The sequence below is a fragment of the Streptomyces sp. NPDC014870 genome, from assembly GCF_043081505.1.
In the GTDB taxonomy this organism is placed as follows: domain Bacteria; phylum Actinomycetota; class Actinomycetes; order Streptomycetales; family Streptomycetaceae; genus Streptomyces.
On the sequence record NZ_JBIBWQ010000008.1, the window covers coordinates 328,155 to 342,877 of the forward strand.

Annotated in this window: 14 protein-coding genes; 8 read left to right on the forward strand and 6 right to left on the reverse strand. The window is 72.7% G+C overall.

Annotated elements, in window-relative coordinates; all coding sequences use genetic code 11:
- Positions 1-137: 137 nt before the first annotated feature.
- From ACF09C_RS24165 to ACF09C_RS24175, 3 genes are read right to left on the reverse strand one after another with little or no spacing between them, the layout of a single operon-like run.
- On the reverse strand, positions 138-548 hold the full coding sequence (locus ACF09C_RS24165) for a RidA family protein (protein ID WP_362423577.1): 411 nt from the start codon (positions 546-548) through the stop codon (positions 138-140).
- On the reverse strand, positions 545-1,306 hold the full coding sequence (locus tag ACF09C_RS24170; protein WP_392094153.1) for an IclR family transcriptional regulator: 762 nt from the start codon (positions 1,304-1,306) through the stop codon (positions 545-547). The genes ACF09C_RS24165 and ACF09C_RS24170 overlap by 4 nt, the downstream gene beginning before the upstream one ends.
- Positions 1,303-2,388: a sugar kinase gene (locus ACF09C_RS24175; protein WP_392094366.1), complete on the reverse strand. Its 1,086-nt coding sequence runs from the start codon at positions 2,386-2,388 to the stop codon at positions 1,303-1,305. Before ACF09C_RS24175 ends, ACF09C_RS24170 begins: the two co-directional genes overlap by 4 nt.
- Before the next feature lie 280 nt (positions 2,389-2,668).
- Between ACF09C_RS24175 and ACF09C_RS24180 the strand changes: the two genes are divergently transcribed.
- Together ACF09C_RS24180 and ACF09C_RS24185 are read left to right on the forward strand one after the other, a co-directional pair.
- Complete coding sequence (locus tag ACF09C_RS24180) at positions 2,669-3,967, forward strand: amino acid deaminase (RefSeq protein ID WP_392094155.1); 1,299 nt, start codon at positions 2,669-2,671, stop codon at positions 3,965-3,967.
- 14 nt (positions 3,968-3,981) lie between these two features.
- The gene (locus ACF09C_RS24185; RefSeq protein WP_392094157.1) at positions 3,982-5,610 is read left to right on the forward strand and encodes an amidohydrolase family protein; all 1,629 of its coding nucleotides are present in this window, start codon (positions 3,982-3,984) and stop codon (positions 5,608-5,610) included.
- 104 nt (positions 5,611-5,714) lie between these two features.
- Here ACF09C_RS24185 and mptB read toward each other — a convergent pair whose 3' ends face one another.
- Both mptB and ACF09C_RS24195 read right to left on the reverse strand, forming a co-directional pair.
- Positions 5,715-7,172, reverse strand: coding sequence for a polyprenol phosphomannose-dependent alpha 1,6 mannosyltransferase MptB (gene mptB, locus ACF09C_RS24190; RefSeq protein WP_392094368.1), 1,458 nt, complete (start codon positions 7,170-7,172; stop codon positions 5,715-5,717).
- Between the two features lie 65 nt (positions 7,173-7,237).
- Positions 7,238-7,495 (reverse strand): hypothetical protein, encoded by a 258-nt coding sequence (locus ACF09C_RS24195; RefSeq protein WP_392094159.1) that lies wholly within the window; start codon positions 7,493-7,495, stop codon positions 7,238-7,240.
- A 278-nt stretch (positions 7,496-7,773) separates the two neighbouring features.
- On the opposite strand from ACF09C_RS24195, the gene ACF09C_RS24200 reads away from it, so the two are divergent.
- The gene (locus tag ACF09C_RS24200) at positions 7,774-8,985 is read left to right on the forward strand and encodes a pyridoxal phosphate-dependent aminotransferase (RefSeq protein ID WP_384515676.1); all 1,212 of its coding nucleotides are present in this window, start codon (positions 7,774-7,776) and stop codon (positions 8,983-8,985) included.
- Positions 8,986-9,085: 100 nt separating this feature from the next.
- Entirely contained in the window at positions 9,086-9,484 is a 399-nt protein-coding gene (locus ACF09C_RS24205) for a hypothetical protein (protein WP_392094161.1), read from the forward strand.
- 62 nt (positions 9,485-9,546) lie between these two features.
- On the opposite strand, the gene ACF09C_RS24210 is transcribed toward ACF09C_RS24205, so the two are convergent.
- On the reverse strand, positions 9,547-9,999 hold the full coding sequence (locus ACF09C_RS24210; RefSeq protein ID WP_392094162.1) for a hypothetical protein: 453 nt from the start codon (positions 9,997-9,999) through the stop codon (positions 9,547-9,549).
- Positions 10,000-10,133: 134 nt separating this feature from the next.
- Between ACF09C_RS24210 and ACF09C_RS24215 the strand changes: the two genes are divergently transcribed.
- Genes ACF09C_RS24215 through ACF09C_RS24230 form a run of 4 tightly spaced genes read left to right on the forward strand, consistent with a single transcriptional unit; the run spans position 10,134 to position 14,644 of the window.
- Positions 10,134-11,255, forward strand: a complete 1,122-nt coding sequence (locus ACF09C_RS24215; protein ID WP_392094164.1) for a hypothetical protein — start codon at positions 10,134-10,136, stop codon at positions 11,253-11,255.
- Entirely contained in the window at positions 11,252-12,454 is a 1,203-nt protein-coding gene (locus tag ACF09C_RS24220; protein WP_392094165.1) for a toxic anion resistance protein, read from the forward strand. The genes ACF09C_RS24215 and ACF09C_RS24220 overlap by 4 nt, the downstream gene beginning before the upstream one ends.
- Entirely contained in the window at positions 12,451-14,064 is a 1,614-nt protein-coding gene (locus ACF09C_RS24225) for a substrate-binding domain-containing protein (protein ID WP_392094167.1), read from the forward strand. The genes ACF09C_RS24220 and ACF09C_RS24225 overlap by 4 nt, the downstream gene beginning before the upstream one ends.
- Positions 14,051-14,644 carry a hypothetical protein gene (locus ACF09C_RS24230; protein WP_392094168.1) on the forward strand — a complete coding sequence of 198 codons (594 nt, stop codon included), beginning with the start codon at positions 14,051-14,053 and terminating at the stop codon, positions 14,642-14,644. Before ACF09C_RS24225 ends, ACF09C_RS24230 begins: the two co-directional genes overlap by 14 nt.
- Positions 14,645-14,723: the final 79 nt, after the last annotated feature.

The following is a 14,723-nucleotide window of genomic DNA, read 5'->3' on the forward strand; positions in this document are numbered from 1 at the left end:
GGCACGGCGTCCCGGGGACGGACGCCGTGCCGTGAAGCGGCGGGCTCAGCGGAATCAGCTCAGGTGGTGGGGGGTGTGAGGGCGCGGGCTCTGGATCGGGGTCCGGCTCCGGCCCGGGCGGTGCGTCCGGCGTGGGCTCAGGAGAGGACGGCGAGGGCGTCGATCTCGATGAGGAGCCCCTTGGGCAGGCCGACGTAAACGGTCGTACGGGCCGAGGCGGGGGCCTTGAGTCCCTGCTCCTCGAAGTACGCGTTGTAGATCTCGTTCATCTCGGCGAAGTGGTCGACGTCCGTGAGGTAGACGCGCATCATCATCACGTCGTCCCAGCTCGCGCCGCCCTCCTCCAGGATCGCCTTGACGTTGGCGAAGGTCTGCAGGGTCTGCTCGCGCAGGGTCGGCCCGGCGGGCGTCGGCGGCTGGCCCTCGACGGCCGGCAGGAAGCCGACCTGGCCGGCGACCTGCAGGATGTTGCCCTTCTTGACGCCGTGCGAGAACTTCGCGGGCGGGGCGGTGTGGGTGGCGGGGGTGAGCGCGATCTTCTCGGTCATGTCCGGTCCTTGGTAGGGGTGTTGCCTGAGTAGTCCCGGCTGATGGCGTCGGCGGTGCGGCGCACCAGCGGGAGCAGGGTGAGGAGTTCCTCGGCGGTCACGACCACATTGGGCGCCGAGACCGACATGGCGGCGACGACCCGGCCGTCGGCGCCCCGGATGGGCGCCGCGACACAGTTGATGGACTCCTCGTGGCCGCCGAGGTCGGTGGCCCAGCCCTGTTCGCGTACGGTCGCCAGCTCCTTGAGGAAGGCGGCGGCGTTGGGGGTCGAACGGGGCGTGTACATGGGGTAGTCAAGCTTGCCGGCGACGGCACGCCGCTCGGGCTCGGGGAGGTCGGCGAGGAGCAGCTTGGCGACGGCGGCGACGGTGATCGCGACGGGCTTGCCGATGCGGGAGTACATCCGGACCGGGTAGCGGCTCTCGACCTTGTCGATGTAGAGGACCTCGCTCTCCTCGTAGACCGCGAGGTGGACGGTGTGTCCGATCTGCTCGTTGAGCGCGGTGAGGTGGGAGTGCGCGATCTCGCGGATGTCGAGGTTCTCGACGGCTTCCTGGGCGAGGGCGAAGAGGCGGGCGCCGAGGCGGTAGCGCTGGTCCTGCTGCCGGTAGACGAGACCGTGCTCGTGGAGGGTGCGGAGCAGGCGCAGGGCGGTGGACTTGTGCACCCCGAGCCGGTCGGCGACCTGACCGAGGTCGGCGGGTCCCTGGGCGAGCAGCGGCAGGATGCTCAGCGCGCGGTCGACAGTCTGACTCATGGTGTACGTACCTCCTGGTCCTCCCCCGTCCACCCGGGGCCGAGGTGCAGTGTCTCCCAGGCGGCGGCGTCGAGGGCGACGAGCCGGTCGGCGTGGTCGCGGGCGGGAGGGGAGGCGAGGTCTCCGGGCACGGTGAGCGCGGCGGCGGCCATCAGGTGCCCGTGCCGGATGCGCTCCCGCACGGGCAGTCCGCGCAGGGTCCCGGACAGAAACCCGGCGGCGAACGCGTCCCCGGCCCCGACGGCGGCGACGACGTCGACCCGGGGGGAGGGGACGGCGGTCACGGTGTCGGGGACAAATCCAGCCCCGCCGGCAAATCCAGCCCCGCCGGCGATTGAGGCGCGGGGGTCTGGGGGCAGAGCCCCCAGTTCGGGAAGGGGCGGGGTGGGGAATGGCCCAGCGCAGCTCTCAAACACGACCGCCCCCGCCGCCCCCCGCTTCACCACGAGCTCGGCCGGCTCAGGCAGCGCGTCCCGGATCGCGTCGAGCCCTTCGAGCCCCCACGCCTCCTCCGCCTCGTCCTCCCCCACGAAGACCAGGTCGGCCCCGCGCGCGAGCTCCAGCAGCACCCGCCCACCGACCATGGCGTCCCGCCACAGCCCGGCCCGGAAGTTCACGTCGAACGAGACGACCGGCCGCCCCGCCCGGGGCTCGGTCAGCGCGCGCATCAGTTCCAGGCTCTCCTCGGACAGCGCGGCGGTGATCCCCGACAGGTGCAGGATCCGCCCGTCCGCGACGGAGGAGTACGGGACGGTCGCCGGTGACATCGCGGAGGCGGCGGACCCGGCGCGGTAGTACGCGACCTCGTGCGCGGCCGTCGCCCGGTCGGTGGCGGTGCGGAAGTAGATCCCGGTCGGCCGTTCGGCGTCCCGCCCGACCGCCGACACGTCGACCCCGTACGCCCCGATCGCCTCGACGAGGTGGTCGCCGAAGCCGTCCGCGCCCACCCGGCTGACCCACTTGGCGCGGTGTCCGGCCGCGGCGAGCGCGCAGGCCACGTTGGACTCGGCGCCGCCGATGGCGCGGGTGAACGTGGGCACGTCGGCGAGGCGTCCCGGCCGCGAGGGCAGAAAGGTGACCATGGACTCGCCGAGGCAGACGACGTCCACGGGTGGCGCGTCCACGGTCGGTCGGTCTCCGTCCACGGTCACCTGCGGGCTCCTTGTCGATCATGAGGGTCCATTGACCCGGCGTTGGCCCGGATGTTAGACACCCTTAAGCGATATACGCAATGGCTGTTGCACATAATGCAACGCCCTGATGCGACGCGCTGATGCAACACACTGATGCGACGCCCGATGCGCCGCACCGACGCGCCGCACCGATGCGGCGCACCGACGCGGCGACGCCTGGAGGAGCCCCATGCAGGACAAGCAGCAGCCCACCCCCACCGCCACCCACCGGCTCGCGGACGAACGCGTCGACCACCGCTTCAAGGCCCTGCCGCCCGACGCCGAGGGGCTGACCGTCGGTGAGCTGGCCGCCCAGCGGCGCAATCTCTTCACCGGCGGCTTCACCACCCCCGTCCTCGCCCTCTCCGCCGAGTCGCTGGAGCACAACCTGCGCCTCCTGGAGGCCTACGCCGAGCACCACGGCCTCGCCTTCGCGCCGCACGGCAAGACCTCCATGGCCCCGCAGCTCTTCGACCGTCAGCTGGAGCACGGCGCCTGGGGCATCACCGCCGCCGTCCCGCACCAGGCCCGGGTCTACCGCGCCCACGGCATCGCCCGGATCTTCCTCGCCAACGAGCTCGTCGACGCCGCCGCGCTGCGCTGGCTGGCCGCCGAGCTCGACGCCGACCCCGGCTTCCGCTTCATCTGCTACGTCGACTCGGTCCGCGGGGTCGAGCTGATGGACGCGGCCCTCACCGAGGCCGGCGCGGCCCGCCCGGTGGACGTCGTCGTCGAACTGGGCGCAGGCGAGGGGGCCCGTACCGGAGCCCGTACCGAGGCCGACTGCGCCGCCGTCGCGGACGCGGTCGCCGGCACGCGCACCCTGCGCCTGGTCGGCGTGGCGGGCTACGAGGGCGAGGTACCGAAGGCGGACGCCGAGCGCGTCCACGCCTGGCTGCGCCGACTGACCTCGCTGGCCGTCGAGTTCGACAAGGCGGGCCGGTTCTCCGCCGGGATCGGGGAGATCGTGGTCAGCGCGGGCGGCAGCGCCTGGTTCGACGCGGTCGCCGACGTCTTCGCCGAGATCCCCGAACTTTCCCTTCCCGTACTGAAGTTGCTCCGCTCGGGCGCGTACGTCTCGCACGACTCCGGCCACTACCGCAAGCTCACCCCCTTCAACCGGGTCCCCGAGGAGGGCGCGCTGGAGCCCGCGTTCCGGCTCTGGGCGCAGGTCGTCTCCCGCCCGAGCGCCGAGCAGGCCTTCACCAACGGCGGCAAGCGCGACGCCGCGTACGACCTCGACCTCCCCGAGGCACAGGTCGTCCGCGACGCCCGCACCGGCGCGATCCGCCCCGCCGACGGCCTCACGGTCACCGGCCTCTCCGACCAGCACGGCTGGGTCCGTACGGAGGAGGGCGCCGAGCTGGAGGTCGGCGACTGGCTCGGCATGGGCCTGTCCCACCCGTGCACGTCCTTCGACAAGTGGCAGCTGATCCCGCTGGTCGAGGCGGACGGCACGGTCGTCGACTACATCCGTACGTTCTTCTAGAGGAGCCGGCCACCATGGACCTCGTCATCCGCGACGTGGACGTCATCGACGGCTCCGGCGGGGAGTCGTACCGCGCCGATGTCGCCGTCGACGGCGGCCGTATCGCCGCCATCGTCAAGGAGGGCGCGGCGGCGGGCTGCCAGCGCCCCACCGCCCGGCGCGTCCTGGACGCCGAGGGCCTCGCCCTGTCCCCCGGCTTCATCGACATGCACGCGCACTCCGACCTCGCGCTGCTGCGCGACCCGGAGCACACCGCGAAGGCCGCGCAGGGCGTGACCCTCGAAGTGCTCGGCCAGGACGGCCTGTCGTACGCCCCGGTCGACGACCGCACGCTCGCGGAGGTCCGCCGGACGATCACCGGCTGGAACGGCGACGGTTCCGACATCGACTTCGACTGGCGCACGGTCGGCGAGTACCTGGACCGCCTGGACCGCTCGCACGGCGGCCGGGGCATCGCGGTCAACGCGGCGTACCTGATCCCGCAGGGGACGGTGCGGATGTACGCGGTCGGCTGGGACGACCGCCCGGCGACCGACGCCGAGCTGGACCGGATGCGGCGTCTTGTGGCGGAGGGCCTGGAGCAGGGGGCGGTCGGCATGTCGTCCGGCCTCACCTACACCCCGGGGATGTACGCGAAGGACACCGAACTCGGCGAGCTCTGCAAGGTCGTGGCGGAGTACGGCGGCTACTACTGCCCGCACCACCGCTCGTACGGCGCCGGTGCGCTCCAGGCGTACGAGGAGATGGTCGCCCTCACCCGGGACGCGGGCTGCGCGCTGCACCTGGCGCACGCGACGATGAACTTCGGTGTGAACAAGGGCAGGGCGCCGGAGCTCCTGGCCCTGCTCGACGAGGCCCTCGCCGGCGGCTCCGACATCACCCTGGACACCTACCCCTACACCCCCGGGTGCACGACCCTGGTGGCGATGCTGCCGAGCTGGGCGGCGGAGGGCGGCCCGGAGGCGCTGCTGGCCCGTCTGAAGGACGACGAGACGGCGGAGCGGATCCGCCACCACCTGGAGGAGGTCGGCTCGGACGGCTGCCACGGGGTGCCGATCGAGTGGGACACGATCGAGATCTCGGGGGTCGGCGACCCGGGCCTGGCGTCGTGCGTGGGCAGGACGATCGCCCAGTCGGCCGACATACGCGGCGAGGCCCCGTGGGTCACGGCCCGCCGTCTCCTGATCGACGACCGGCTCGGCTCGACGATCCTCCAGCACGTCGGTCACGAGGAGAACGTCCGCACGATCATGCGCCACCGTGTGCACACGGGCGGTTCGGACGGCATCCTCCAGGGCTTCAAGCCCCACCCGAGGGCGTACGGAACGTTCCCGCAGTACCTGGGGAAGTACGCGCGCGAGGAGGGCGTCCTCACCCTGGAGGAGTGCGTGGCCCACCTGACCTCCCGCCCGGCGGCCCGCCTGCGCCTGCCCGACCGCGGCCTGGTCCGCGAGGGCTACGTCGCGGACCTGGTCCTCTTCGACCCGGCGACGGTCGCGGCGGGCTCGACGTACGACTCCCCGCGCACGCTCCCGGTGGGCATCCCGCACGTCCTGATCGACGGCCGGTTCGTGATGGAGGACGGCAGGCGCACGGACGCCCTGGCGGGCCGGGCGATACGCAGGACACCGACGACGGGCTGACGCCAGGGGGCGACGGGTCGGCCGGGGGGGCGGGTGGCGGGGCAGAGGCGTCCCACTCGTCCCGCCGGGGTCCCCGGATCCCCGGACACGGAGCGCGCCGCGCCCTACGGGCGCGTCCGCTCCAGGTCACCGCCCGCCACGGGCACCGCGCCGCCCTCCAGGGGACGCTCCCACGGCGACCGCCGCACCCACACGAGCCCCGCCGCCAGGACGACCCCGCCGGCCACGAAGCCGTACCAGGGCGTCGCCCCCGACGGCGCCGTCTCGTAGACGAGCGCGGCCGACAGCACGGCGAGCACCTGCCCGGCCCTGGCGTCCCAGGCCACGGCCGCCACCGCGCAGGTGCCCCACAGCAGGTACCAGGGCTGCACCATCGGCGAGAGGGCGACGAGCGCCACCAGCGAGAGCCCGAGGCCGAGGACCGGGTCGATCCGGCCCTTCCACGCCCGCCGGGCGAGCTCCAGGATGATCCCCACGGCCAGCACGAGCCCGAGCTTCTGCACCACGCCCTTCACGGGCTCCGGGCCGTCCCCGAGCAGCAGCCCGAGCCCGAGGCCCACGTCGCTCGTCAGCGACAGCGCGGTGTGGATGGCCCCGGCGACGCTCTGGGTACGCAGCCAGCCGAAGCCCGTCCCGGCCAGGAGCGTGGCACCGGCCGCGACCGCTCCGGCGACGAGCCCGGGCAACGTCAGACCCTTCACCACGCCCCGCACGCCGCCGTGCCGCCGCGCCACCATGACCCCGATGAAGAGCAGCGCCACCACCGCAGGCGACTTGATCATCATCGCGAGCCCGGCCAGCACGCTCCCGAGCACCCACCGCCCCCGGCCGGCCAGCAGCACGCCGCTCAGCATGAGGCCGATCATCAGCCCGTCGTTGTGCATCCCGCCGACGACGTGGATGAGCAGCAGCGGGTTGAGCACGGCCAGCCAGAGCGCTCCCCCGACCCTGCCGGAACCAGCGGCCGCTCCCGCCAGCCCCCGTACCGCCCACACGATCAGCGCCAGCGCGCCGAGCGCGAGCAGGCGCATCCCGAGCACGGCCGGGACGATCTCGCCGCCGGTCGCCTTCACCACGGCCTGTGCCAGGACCAGGAAGACCGGCCCGTACGGCGCGGGCGTGTCCGTCCAGTGCCCGCCGACGCTCGCCGCCGCGTCCGCCCCGAGGTCCCCGGGACCCAGGACCGACGGACCGGCCCCGTACACGTCGTACCCCTCCAGGACCATGGCGCCCTGGGCGATGTAGCTGTAGACGTCCGCGCTGTGGAGCGGCGGCGCGAGCGCCAGGGGCGTGGTCCACAGGACGAGGGTCGCGAGCACCCGGTCGCGGGCCTCCCGCTCCCCGCGCGCGAGCAGCGTCCCGTACCGCAGCCAGGCCGCGACCAGCACCGTGAGGCCCAGGTACGCCAGGACCGCCCCGGTCACCGTCGTCGCCGTGCCCCGGACGGCCCACAGGCCCCAGGGCTCCGGCTGCTTCGGCAGCGTCCCGGCGGCGTAGCCGCCCACGGCGACGGCGAGCGCGCCGAGCGCCCCCAGCCACCGACACCCGGCGGCGCTCCACAGACGGGTCCACGGACGGGCCCACGGACCGCTGCCCGCGCGGTTCCACCACGCCACGACCGCCGACCTCACCGCGGACGCTTCGTCTGCCCGGGAGCCACGCCCGACTTCCCGGGCCCGTCGCTCCCGGAACCCCCGGTCGCGTCGCCCGTCGGCGCACCGCCGGTCTGCGCCGACCGGAACGCCCCGGAGACGACCGCGACCAGCAGCCCGATGCCGACGACACCGGCGCCCGCCGGCAGTCGGCGCGGCCCCGGCGTCCGCCGCTTCGTGGCATGACGGCGTCTGCCCGGGGCGGCTGCGGCTCGGTCGTGCTGGTGGCTCATGGCCGCGCATTCTACGGAGCGCACCGCGAGCCGGGTCGCGCCAGGTCACCTCCCGGGCACCCGCCCGGACACAGCCGGGGGCACCCACCCGGACACCGCCGGGGGCACCCGCCCGGACACAGCCGGGGCACCCTTCCGGACACCATCAGGGCACCCACCCGGACACCATCGGGGGCACCGGCTCCGGAGCGCACGTCCCCCGCCACGGGGTGCTCCGTTCTGCCCGACGTGTCCCAAAACACGAGGCGCCTCGCGCGAGCCCGCCGTAAGCTCTCGACATGCAGGTGATCCAGTCCACGAAGCTCGCCAACGTCTGTTACGAAATCCGGGGCCCGGTGCTCGAAGAGGCGATGCGGCTTGAGGCTGCCGGTCATCGCATCCTCAAGCTGAACACCGGAAACCCGGCCGCCTTCGGCTTCGAGTGCCCGCCGGCGATCCTCGAGGACGTCCTGCGCAACCTGGCCGACGCGCACGGTTACGGCGACGCGAAGGGCCTGCTGTCCGCCCGCCGCGCGGTGATGAGCCACTACGAGACCAAGGGCATCCCGCTCTCCGTCGAGGACATCTACCTCGGCAACGGTGTCTCCGAGCTGATCCAGATGTCGATGCAGGCGCTGCTCGACGACGGTGACGAGGTGCTGGTCCCGGCCCCCGACTACCCGCTGTGGACGGCGTCGGTATCGCTGGCCGGCGGCACGGCCGTGCACTACCGCTGCGACGAGCAGTCGGACTGGATGCCGGACCTCGCGGACATCGAGCGGAAGATCACCGACCGCACCAAGGCGATCGTGATCATCAACCCGAACAACCCGACGGGCGCCGTCTACGACGACGAGATGCTCCGTTCCCTCACGGAGATCGCCCGCCGTCACAACCTGGTCGTCTGCTCGGACGAGATCTACGACAAGATCCTCTACGACGGCGCCACCCACACCCCGACCGCCGCCATCGCCCCCGACCTGCTCGTCCTCACCTTCAACGGGATGAGCAAGAACTACCGGGTGGCCGGCTTCCGCTCCGGCTGGCTCGCGGTCTGCGGCCCGAAGGCGCACGCCTCCTCGTACATCGAGGGCCTCACCATCCTCGCCAACATGCGGTTGTGCGCGAACATGCCGGCGCAGCACGCGGTGGCCGCCGCCCTGCAGGGCAGGCAGTCGATCGAGGATCTGGTGCTGCCGGGCGGGCGGCTGCTGGAGCAGCGGGACGTGGCGTACGACCTGCTGACGCAGATCCCCGGCGTGACCTGTGTGAAGCCGAAGGGCGCGCTGTATCTCTTCCCGCGGCTCGACCCGAGCGTCTACAAGGTCAAGGACGACCGTCAGATGGTCCTCGACCTGCTGCGGGCCGAGAAGATCATGGTGGTCCACGGCACCGGGTTCAACTGGCACGAGCCGGACCACTTCCGGATCGTCACGCTGCCGAACGCGATCGACCTGGCGGACGCGGTGACGCGCATCGGCACGTTCCTGGACGGTTACAGCCAGCCGTAGCGAACCGGGCCCCGGACACCTCCCCAGTAACCGGACCACACTCAACTTTAGATTGAATCTAAGCTAGGATGGATCCCGAGCTACTCAGGAGGCCATCCCCATGTACGAACCGATCCGCACGAAGTCGGTCCACCGGATGGCCGACGACGACCAGAACGCGTACCCGCACCGCTCCCGCGAGGAGGAGCTGGACATCCAGCTCGCCGGGCACCTCGCCGCCCTGCTCGCCGTCACCGACGAGCTCGGCGACACGGAGGCCGGCGACCTCATCGCCCGCCAGGTCGCCCGCCTGCGCGGCGCACCGCCGGCCCGGCACGCGGGGCTGAGCGGCTCGAACGCGCCGTCGCTGCACGAGCGCGCCCACGCCCTCGCGGGCCGCGCCCTGGTCGTGGCCGCCTCCCGGGCCGACACGGCCGCCGCGATCCTCGCCGCCGAGCGCATGGACGCGCACTCCGAGGCACTGTCCGCGCCCGCCGAGCCGCTGGTCACCACCCCCTGACGGCCCCGGTCCGCGCGCGCCAGGGCCGCGCGGACCGGGCGCCACCACGGCCCGCCCTCGCGCTACGGCGAGACGGTCTCCTCCGTCTCTGTCTCCCCGGGCTCAGCCTCCACGGACTCCGTCGCCTCGAACTGCGCGTCCATCACCTCGCACCGCGGCTCACCGTCATCGAACGGCCGCACACCCACGACGACGGCCCGTCCCGTCGCGCCCGGCGCCAGGTCCTCGACGACCGAGTGACCGGTCTCGACGAATCGGCCTTCCCGGCCCTGGAAGTCCACCATCACGGTGTACGTGCCCTTGACGGCCGCCTGACTGGTGACCGTCAGCTCCGCGACCGGGCGCCGCGACACGGGATCCACCGCGCAGCGGGCCACCGTCACGTCGTCCGACGGGAACCGCATGTTCTTGTGGTTCTCCCCGTACACGTAGACGAAGCCGACCATCACGGCGATCGGCACCAGCACCACCGTCGACCCCACGACCACCAGCAGAACGATCGCCCAACGCGGCACGGAGCCACCCCCTCCCCAGAGGCGCTCACCGTACATCGGGCGTTCCGGGCGCCCCGGCCCCGCAGCAGTTCCCCGTCCTCCGGTTCCGTACCGGGATCACCCCTTCACCCTCCGTACACCCAACTCCCCCTGGAATGTGGGCCTCCGCGAGCAACCTCCCCTCCGTGAGACGCATCCTGGGAATCGTCCTCGCCGTCCTGCTCCTGGGCGGTGTGGCCGCCGTCCTCGTAGTGGGCGGCGACAAGGACAAGGGCACGGCAACGAAGACCGTGCGAGGAGTGATCGGGTCGGAGAAGGCGGAGTTCTTCGCCGACCCCAAGGTCGTGAAGGCCCTGGCCGACGAGGGCTTCACCGTGCGGACGGAGACCTCCGGGTCCTGGGACATGGAGGAACTGCCGCTCAAGGGCTACGACTTCGCGTTCCCGTCCTCCAAGGCACCCGCCGACGAGCTGCGCGCCAGGAACGGGGTGAAGGCCGCCCCGCTGCGGCCCTTCTACTCGCCGCTGGTCGTCGTCGCCCACCGGGGCGCCGCCGAGGTCCTCGCCGACAACGGCCTGGTGTCCTTCAGCCCGGGGGGCCAGACCGGCACCCTGCGCATGGAGCCGTACCTGAAGGCCGCGAAGGCCGACCGGACCTGGCAGCAGCTCAAGGGATCGGCCGGGCGTCCGGAGCTGAGCGGCACGGTGTTCATCACCTCGACCGACCCCGTCGCCTCCAACTCCGGCGCGCTCTACCTCGCCGCCGCGAGCTTCGTCGCCGACGGCGGCAAGGTGGCCGGGGACAAGGCGGCCGTGCGCCGCACGGCGCCGCTGATGCGCAAGCTGATCGAGGTCCAGGGGGCGCAGCAGTCCAGCTCCGACGCCCCGTTCCGTGACTTCATCAGCGGCGTCGGCAACCAGCTGGTGCTCGTCTACGAGTCCCAGGTCGCCTCCCAGCTCCTCGCGAAGCGGCAGATGGGCGACCTGGTGGTGCTCTACCCGGACACCACGGTGATCAGCGACCACACGGTCGTACCGCTCTCCGACGCCGGCCGTGAGCTCGGCGAACTCCTCACCAAAGACAAGGAGTTGCGCGAGCTCGCGGTCCGCCACGGCTTCCGCCCGCAGGGCGCCGCCGCCGAGTTCACGGCCGCGACCGCGCAGCTCGCGGACCGCCTCAACCAGAATCTGACCGGGGTCCGCCAGGCGCCCGTGCCCACCAGCGAGGTGCTGCACGACATGGCGCGCCGGGCCCGCAACCAGGGGGACACCGCATGACCACGCCCGACCCTCGCATCAGCCCGCCCCACGACCCCGCCACCGCCCAGCTGGTCCTGACGCCGCCGGAGCCGGTGCCCCCGGTCCGCGCCGAGCAGGCCTCGGGTCTCGTGCCGCTGGAGGAGTCCGTCCGCACGGAGATGAGCCGGCGCGCGGTCGAGTACGTCGACTCGCTCGCCGGGCTCGACACCCGCTCGCCCGAGTTCGCGGGCCGTATCGGGGAGATCGCGGCCCTCGGCGCCGGCGAGATGCGCAGCGCGGCCGCCCAGTCGAACCGGATGCTGGAGCGCACGGTCCGCTCGCTGGGCGAGGGCGGCGGCGACGCGCAGTCCCGGGTCGGTTCCTCGCTCGTGGAGCTGCGCCGCACGGTCGAGGACCTCGACCCTCGTGACACGCCCGCCAAGGGCGCGAAGAAGTTCCTGTCCAGGCTGCCCGGCGGCAACAAGCTGCGCGACCATGTCGCCAAGTACGCCTCCTCGCAGGGCACGTTGACGAAGATCGTCGGTACGCTCCGCGGCGGCCAGGACGAACTGCGCCGCGACAACGCGGCGTTGCAGACGGAGCGGGCCCGGCTCTGGGAGACCATGGGCAAGCTCCAGGAGTACGCGGTGCTCACGGAGGCCCTCGACGCGGCCGTCGAGGAGCGGATCGCGCTGACCCCGGACCCGGTGGCGGCGGACGCGCTCCGCTCCGACGTGCTCTTCCCGGTCCGCCAGAAGCACCAGGACCTGCTGACCCAACTCGCCGTCTGCGCACAGGGATACCTGGCGATGGACGTGGTGCGGCGCAACAACGACGAGCTGATCAAGGGGGTCGAGCGGGCGGCGACCACCACGGTGTCGGCGCTGCGCATCGCGGTCATGCTCTCCTCCGCGTTGGAGAACCAGCGCAAGGTGGCCGAGCAGGTGAACGTGCTCCGCTCGACGACGGAGGACCTCATCCGGGGCAACGCGGAGATGCTGGCCACGCAGAGCGGTGAGATCCAGCGCATCGCGGCCGATCCGGCGGTGGGCGCGGAGACGCTGCGCACGGCGTTCCAGCAGATCTACCGGACGCTCGACGCGATCGACACGTACAAGGTCCAGGCGACCGAGTCGATGGCGGCGACGGTCGAGTCGCTGACCGCCGAACTCCGGACGGCGAGCGCCCATCTGGCCCGTACCCGCCGCGCGAGCGCGCTGGAAGGCGGCCTCGAATGAGATCACTCCGGCGCGGCGCGCGCCCGGCGCGGCGCCGCGCGGCCTCCGTGCTCGCCCTGCTCGCCGCCCTGACCCTCGCGGCCTGCGACAGCGTGGGCGGTTCCGGCGGGACGACCGGCGGGGAGAGCGGCGGCAAGGGGGACACCGGCGCCCCGTACACGCTCCGGGTGCTGGCCTCCTCCGAGCTCTCCGACATGGAGCCCATCCTCGAAGAGGCACGGAAGAAGACCGGGGTCACCGTCAGGCCGACCTACGTCGGCACGCTGGACGCCGTCGAGCAGATCGCGTCCGGTGCGGCAGAGCAGTCGTACGACGCGGTCTGGCTCTCGTCCAACGACTACCTGCGGCTGCGCCCCGGGGCCGGGAAGCGGATCACCGCCGAGACGCCGATCATGACCTCTCCGGTCGCGCTCGGCCTGCGCCCGGAGAAGGTGCGGGCGCTCGGCTGGGATCCGGCGAAGGTCACCTGGTCGCAGATCCACCAGGCCGTCGTCGAGCAGAAGCTCGGCTACGGCATGACGGACCCGGCCCGCTCCAACTCCGGTTTCTCCGCCCTGGTCTCGATCGCCTCCGGGCTGTCGGGCGCGCAGTCGGCGCTCACCCAGCAGAACGTCGCCGAGGCCACGCCGAAGCTGACGGAGTTCTTCGCCGGGCAGAAGCTGACGTCCGGCTCGTCCGGCTGGCTGGCGGCCGCCTGGTCGCGCCGTACGGACGTCGACGCGCTGATCAACTACGAGTCCGTGCTGCTCAGCACGGGCAAGGAGCTCACGGTCGTCCGCCCGGCCGACGGGGTCGTCACCGCCGACTACCCGTTCACGCTGTTCACGGCGGCGGGCCCGGAGGCCAAGCAGGCCGCGGCGCGCCTCACCGCGCATCTGCGCACGCCCGACGCCCAGCGGCTGATCACGAGCCGGACGCTGCGCCGCCCGGTCGTCCCGGGTGTGGAGCTCGCGAAGCCGCTCACCGCCGACCAGCGCCGCGAACTGCCCTTCCCCGGCAGCCGCGCCGTCGCCGACGGCCTCCTGGACGCGTACGAGAACAAGCTCCGCCGTCCCTCGCGGACGGTGTACGTCCTGGACACCTCGGGCTCCATGGAGGGCGAACGGCTCGCCCGGCTCAGGTCGGCGCTCGCCGAGCTGACCGAGGACTTCCGGGACCGTGAGACGGTCACGCTGATGCCCTTCGGCACGTCGGTGAAGCAGGGCGAGGTCCGTACGTACACGGTCGATCCGGCGGCTCCGAAGAAGGCCATCGGCGCGATGCGCGCCCAGGCGAACGGGCTGTCCGCCTCGGGCGGCACGGCGATCTACTCCAGCCTGCGGGAGGCGTACGAGCACCTCGGCGGCGGCCCGGCAGCGGGCGACGCGTTCACCTCGATCGTGCTGATGACGGACGGCGAGAACACCGACGGAGCCCCGGCGCCGGCGTTCGACGCCTTCTACCGGGACCTGCCGCCCGCGCAGAAGCGGACGCCGGTGTTCCCGATCGTCTTCGGGGACTCCGACCGCGCCGCCCTCGACCACATCGCGGACCTCACCGGCGGCCGGCTCTTCGACGCCACCACGGGTTCGCTGGACGGCGCCTTCGAGGAGATCCGTGGCTACCAGTAATCCGGTCGTGCGGTACCTGGAGTCCCGCAAGAACCTCACCGGCAGCGCGTGCGGCATCGCGGGCATCGCCCTCTCCTTCACGGGCGCGGCCGGATCGCTCTGGCCACTGGTCGTGGTGGCCCTGTACGCGGCGGGGGCGTTGATCGCCCCGCCCGAGCGCACTCCGCCCCCGCCGTTCCCGAACGCGGCGGAGCAACTCGACGCGCTGCGCGCGGACTTCACGACTCTGCGCGGCTATCTGGCCGAGATCGAGCTGCCCCAGGGCGCGGCCGGCCACCTCGCCGAGCTGGACACGCTCGTCGAGGCGCTCCTGGAACCGGGCTGGGTCAGCGACCCGGAGCACCTGCACGTGCTGGCGCGCGCGGTGCGCCAGGACATCCCGGAGGCGGTGGACACCTTCGTACGGACCCGGTGGTGGAGCCGGGTCGCCCCGGGGGCGGTGCCGCCCGAGCGCCATCTGGAGCGGCAGCTGGCGGCGCTCCAGGAGGAGGCGGGGCAGATCGCGGCCGCCCTGCAGGACGCGGAGGCGATCCGGCAGGAGGCGCACACCCGCTACCTGGAGGAACGCGGGAGGTCCTGACGGCGCCCCCAGGCCCGACCTGACGGGGCGGGGCGGTCGGTCAGGGAAAGATCCACATCGAACCATCATGATCGGTTAC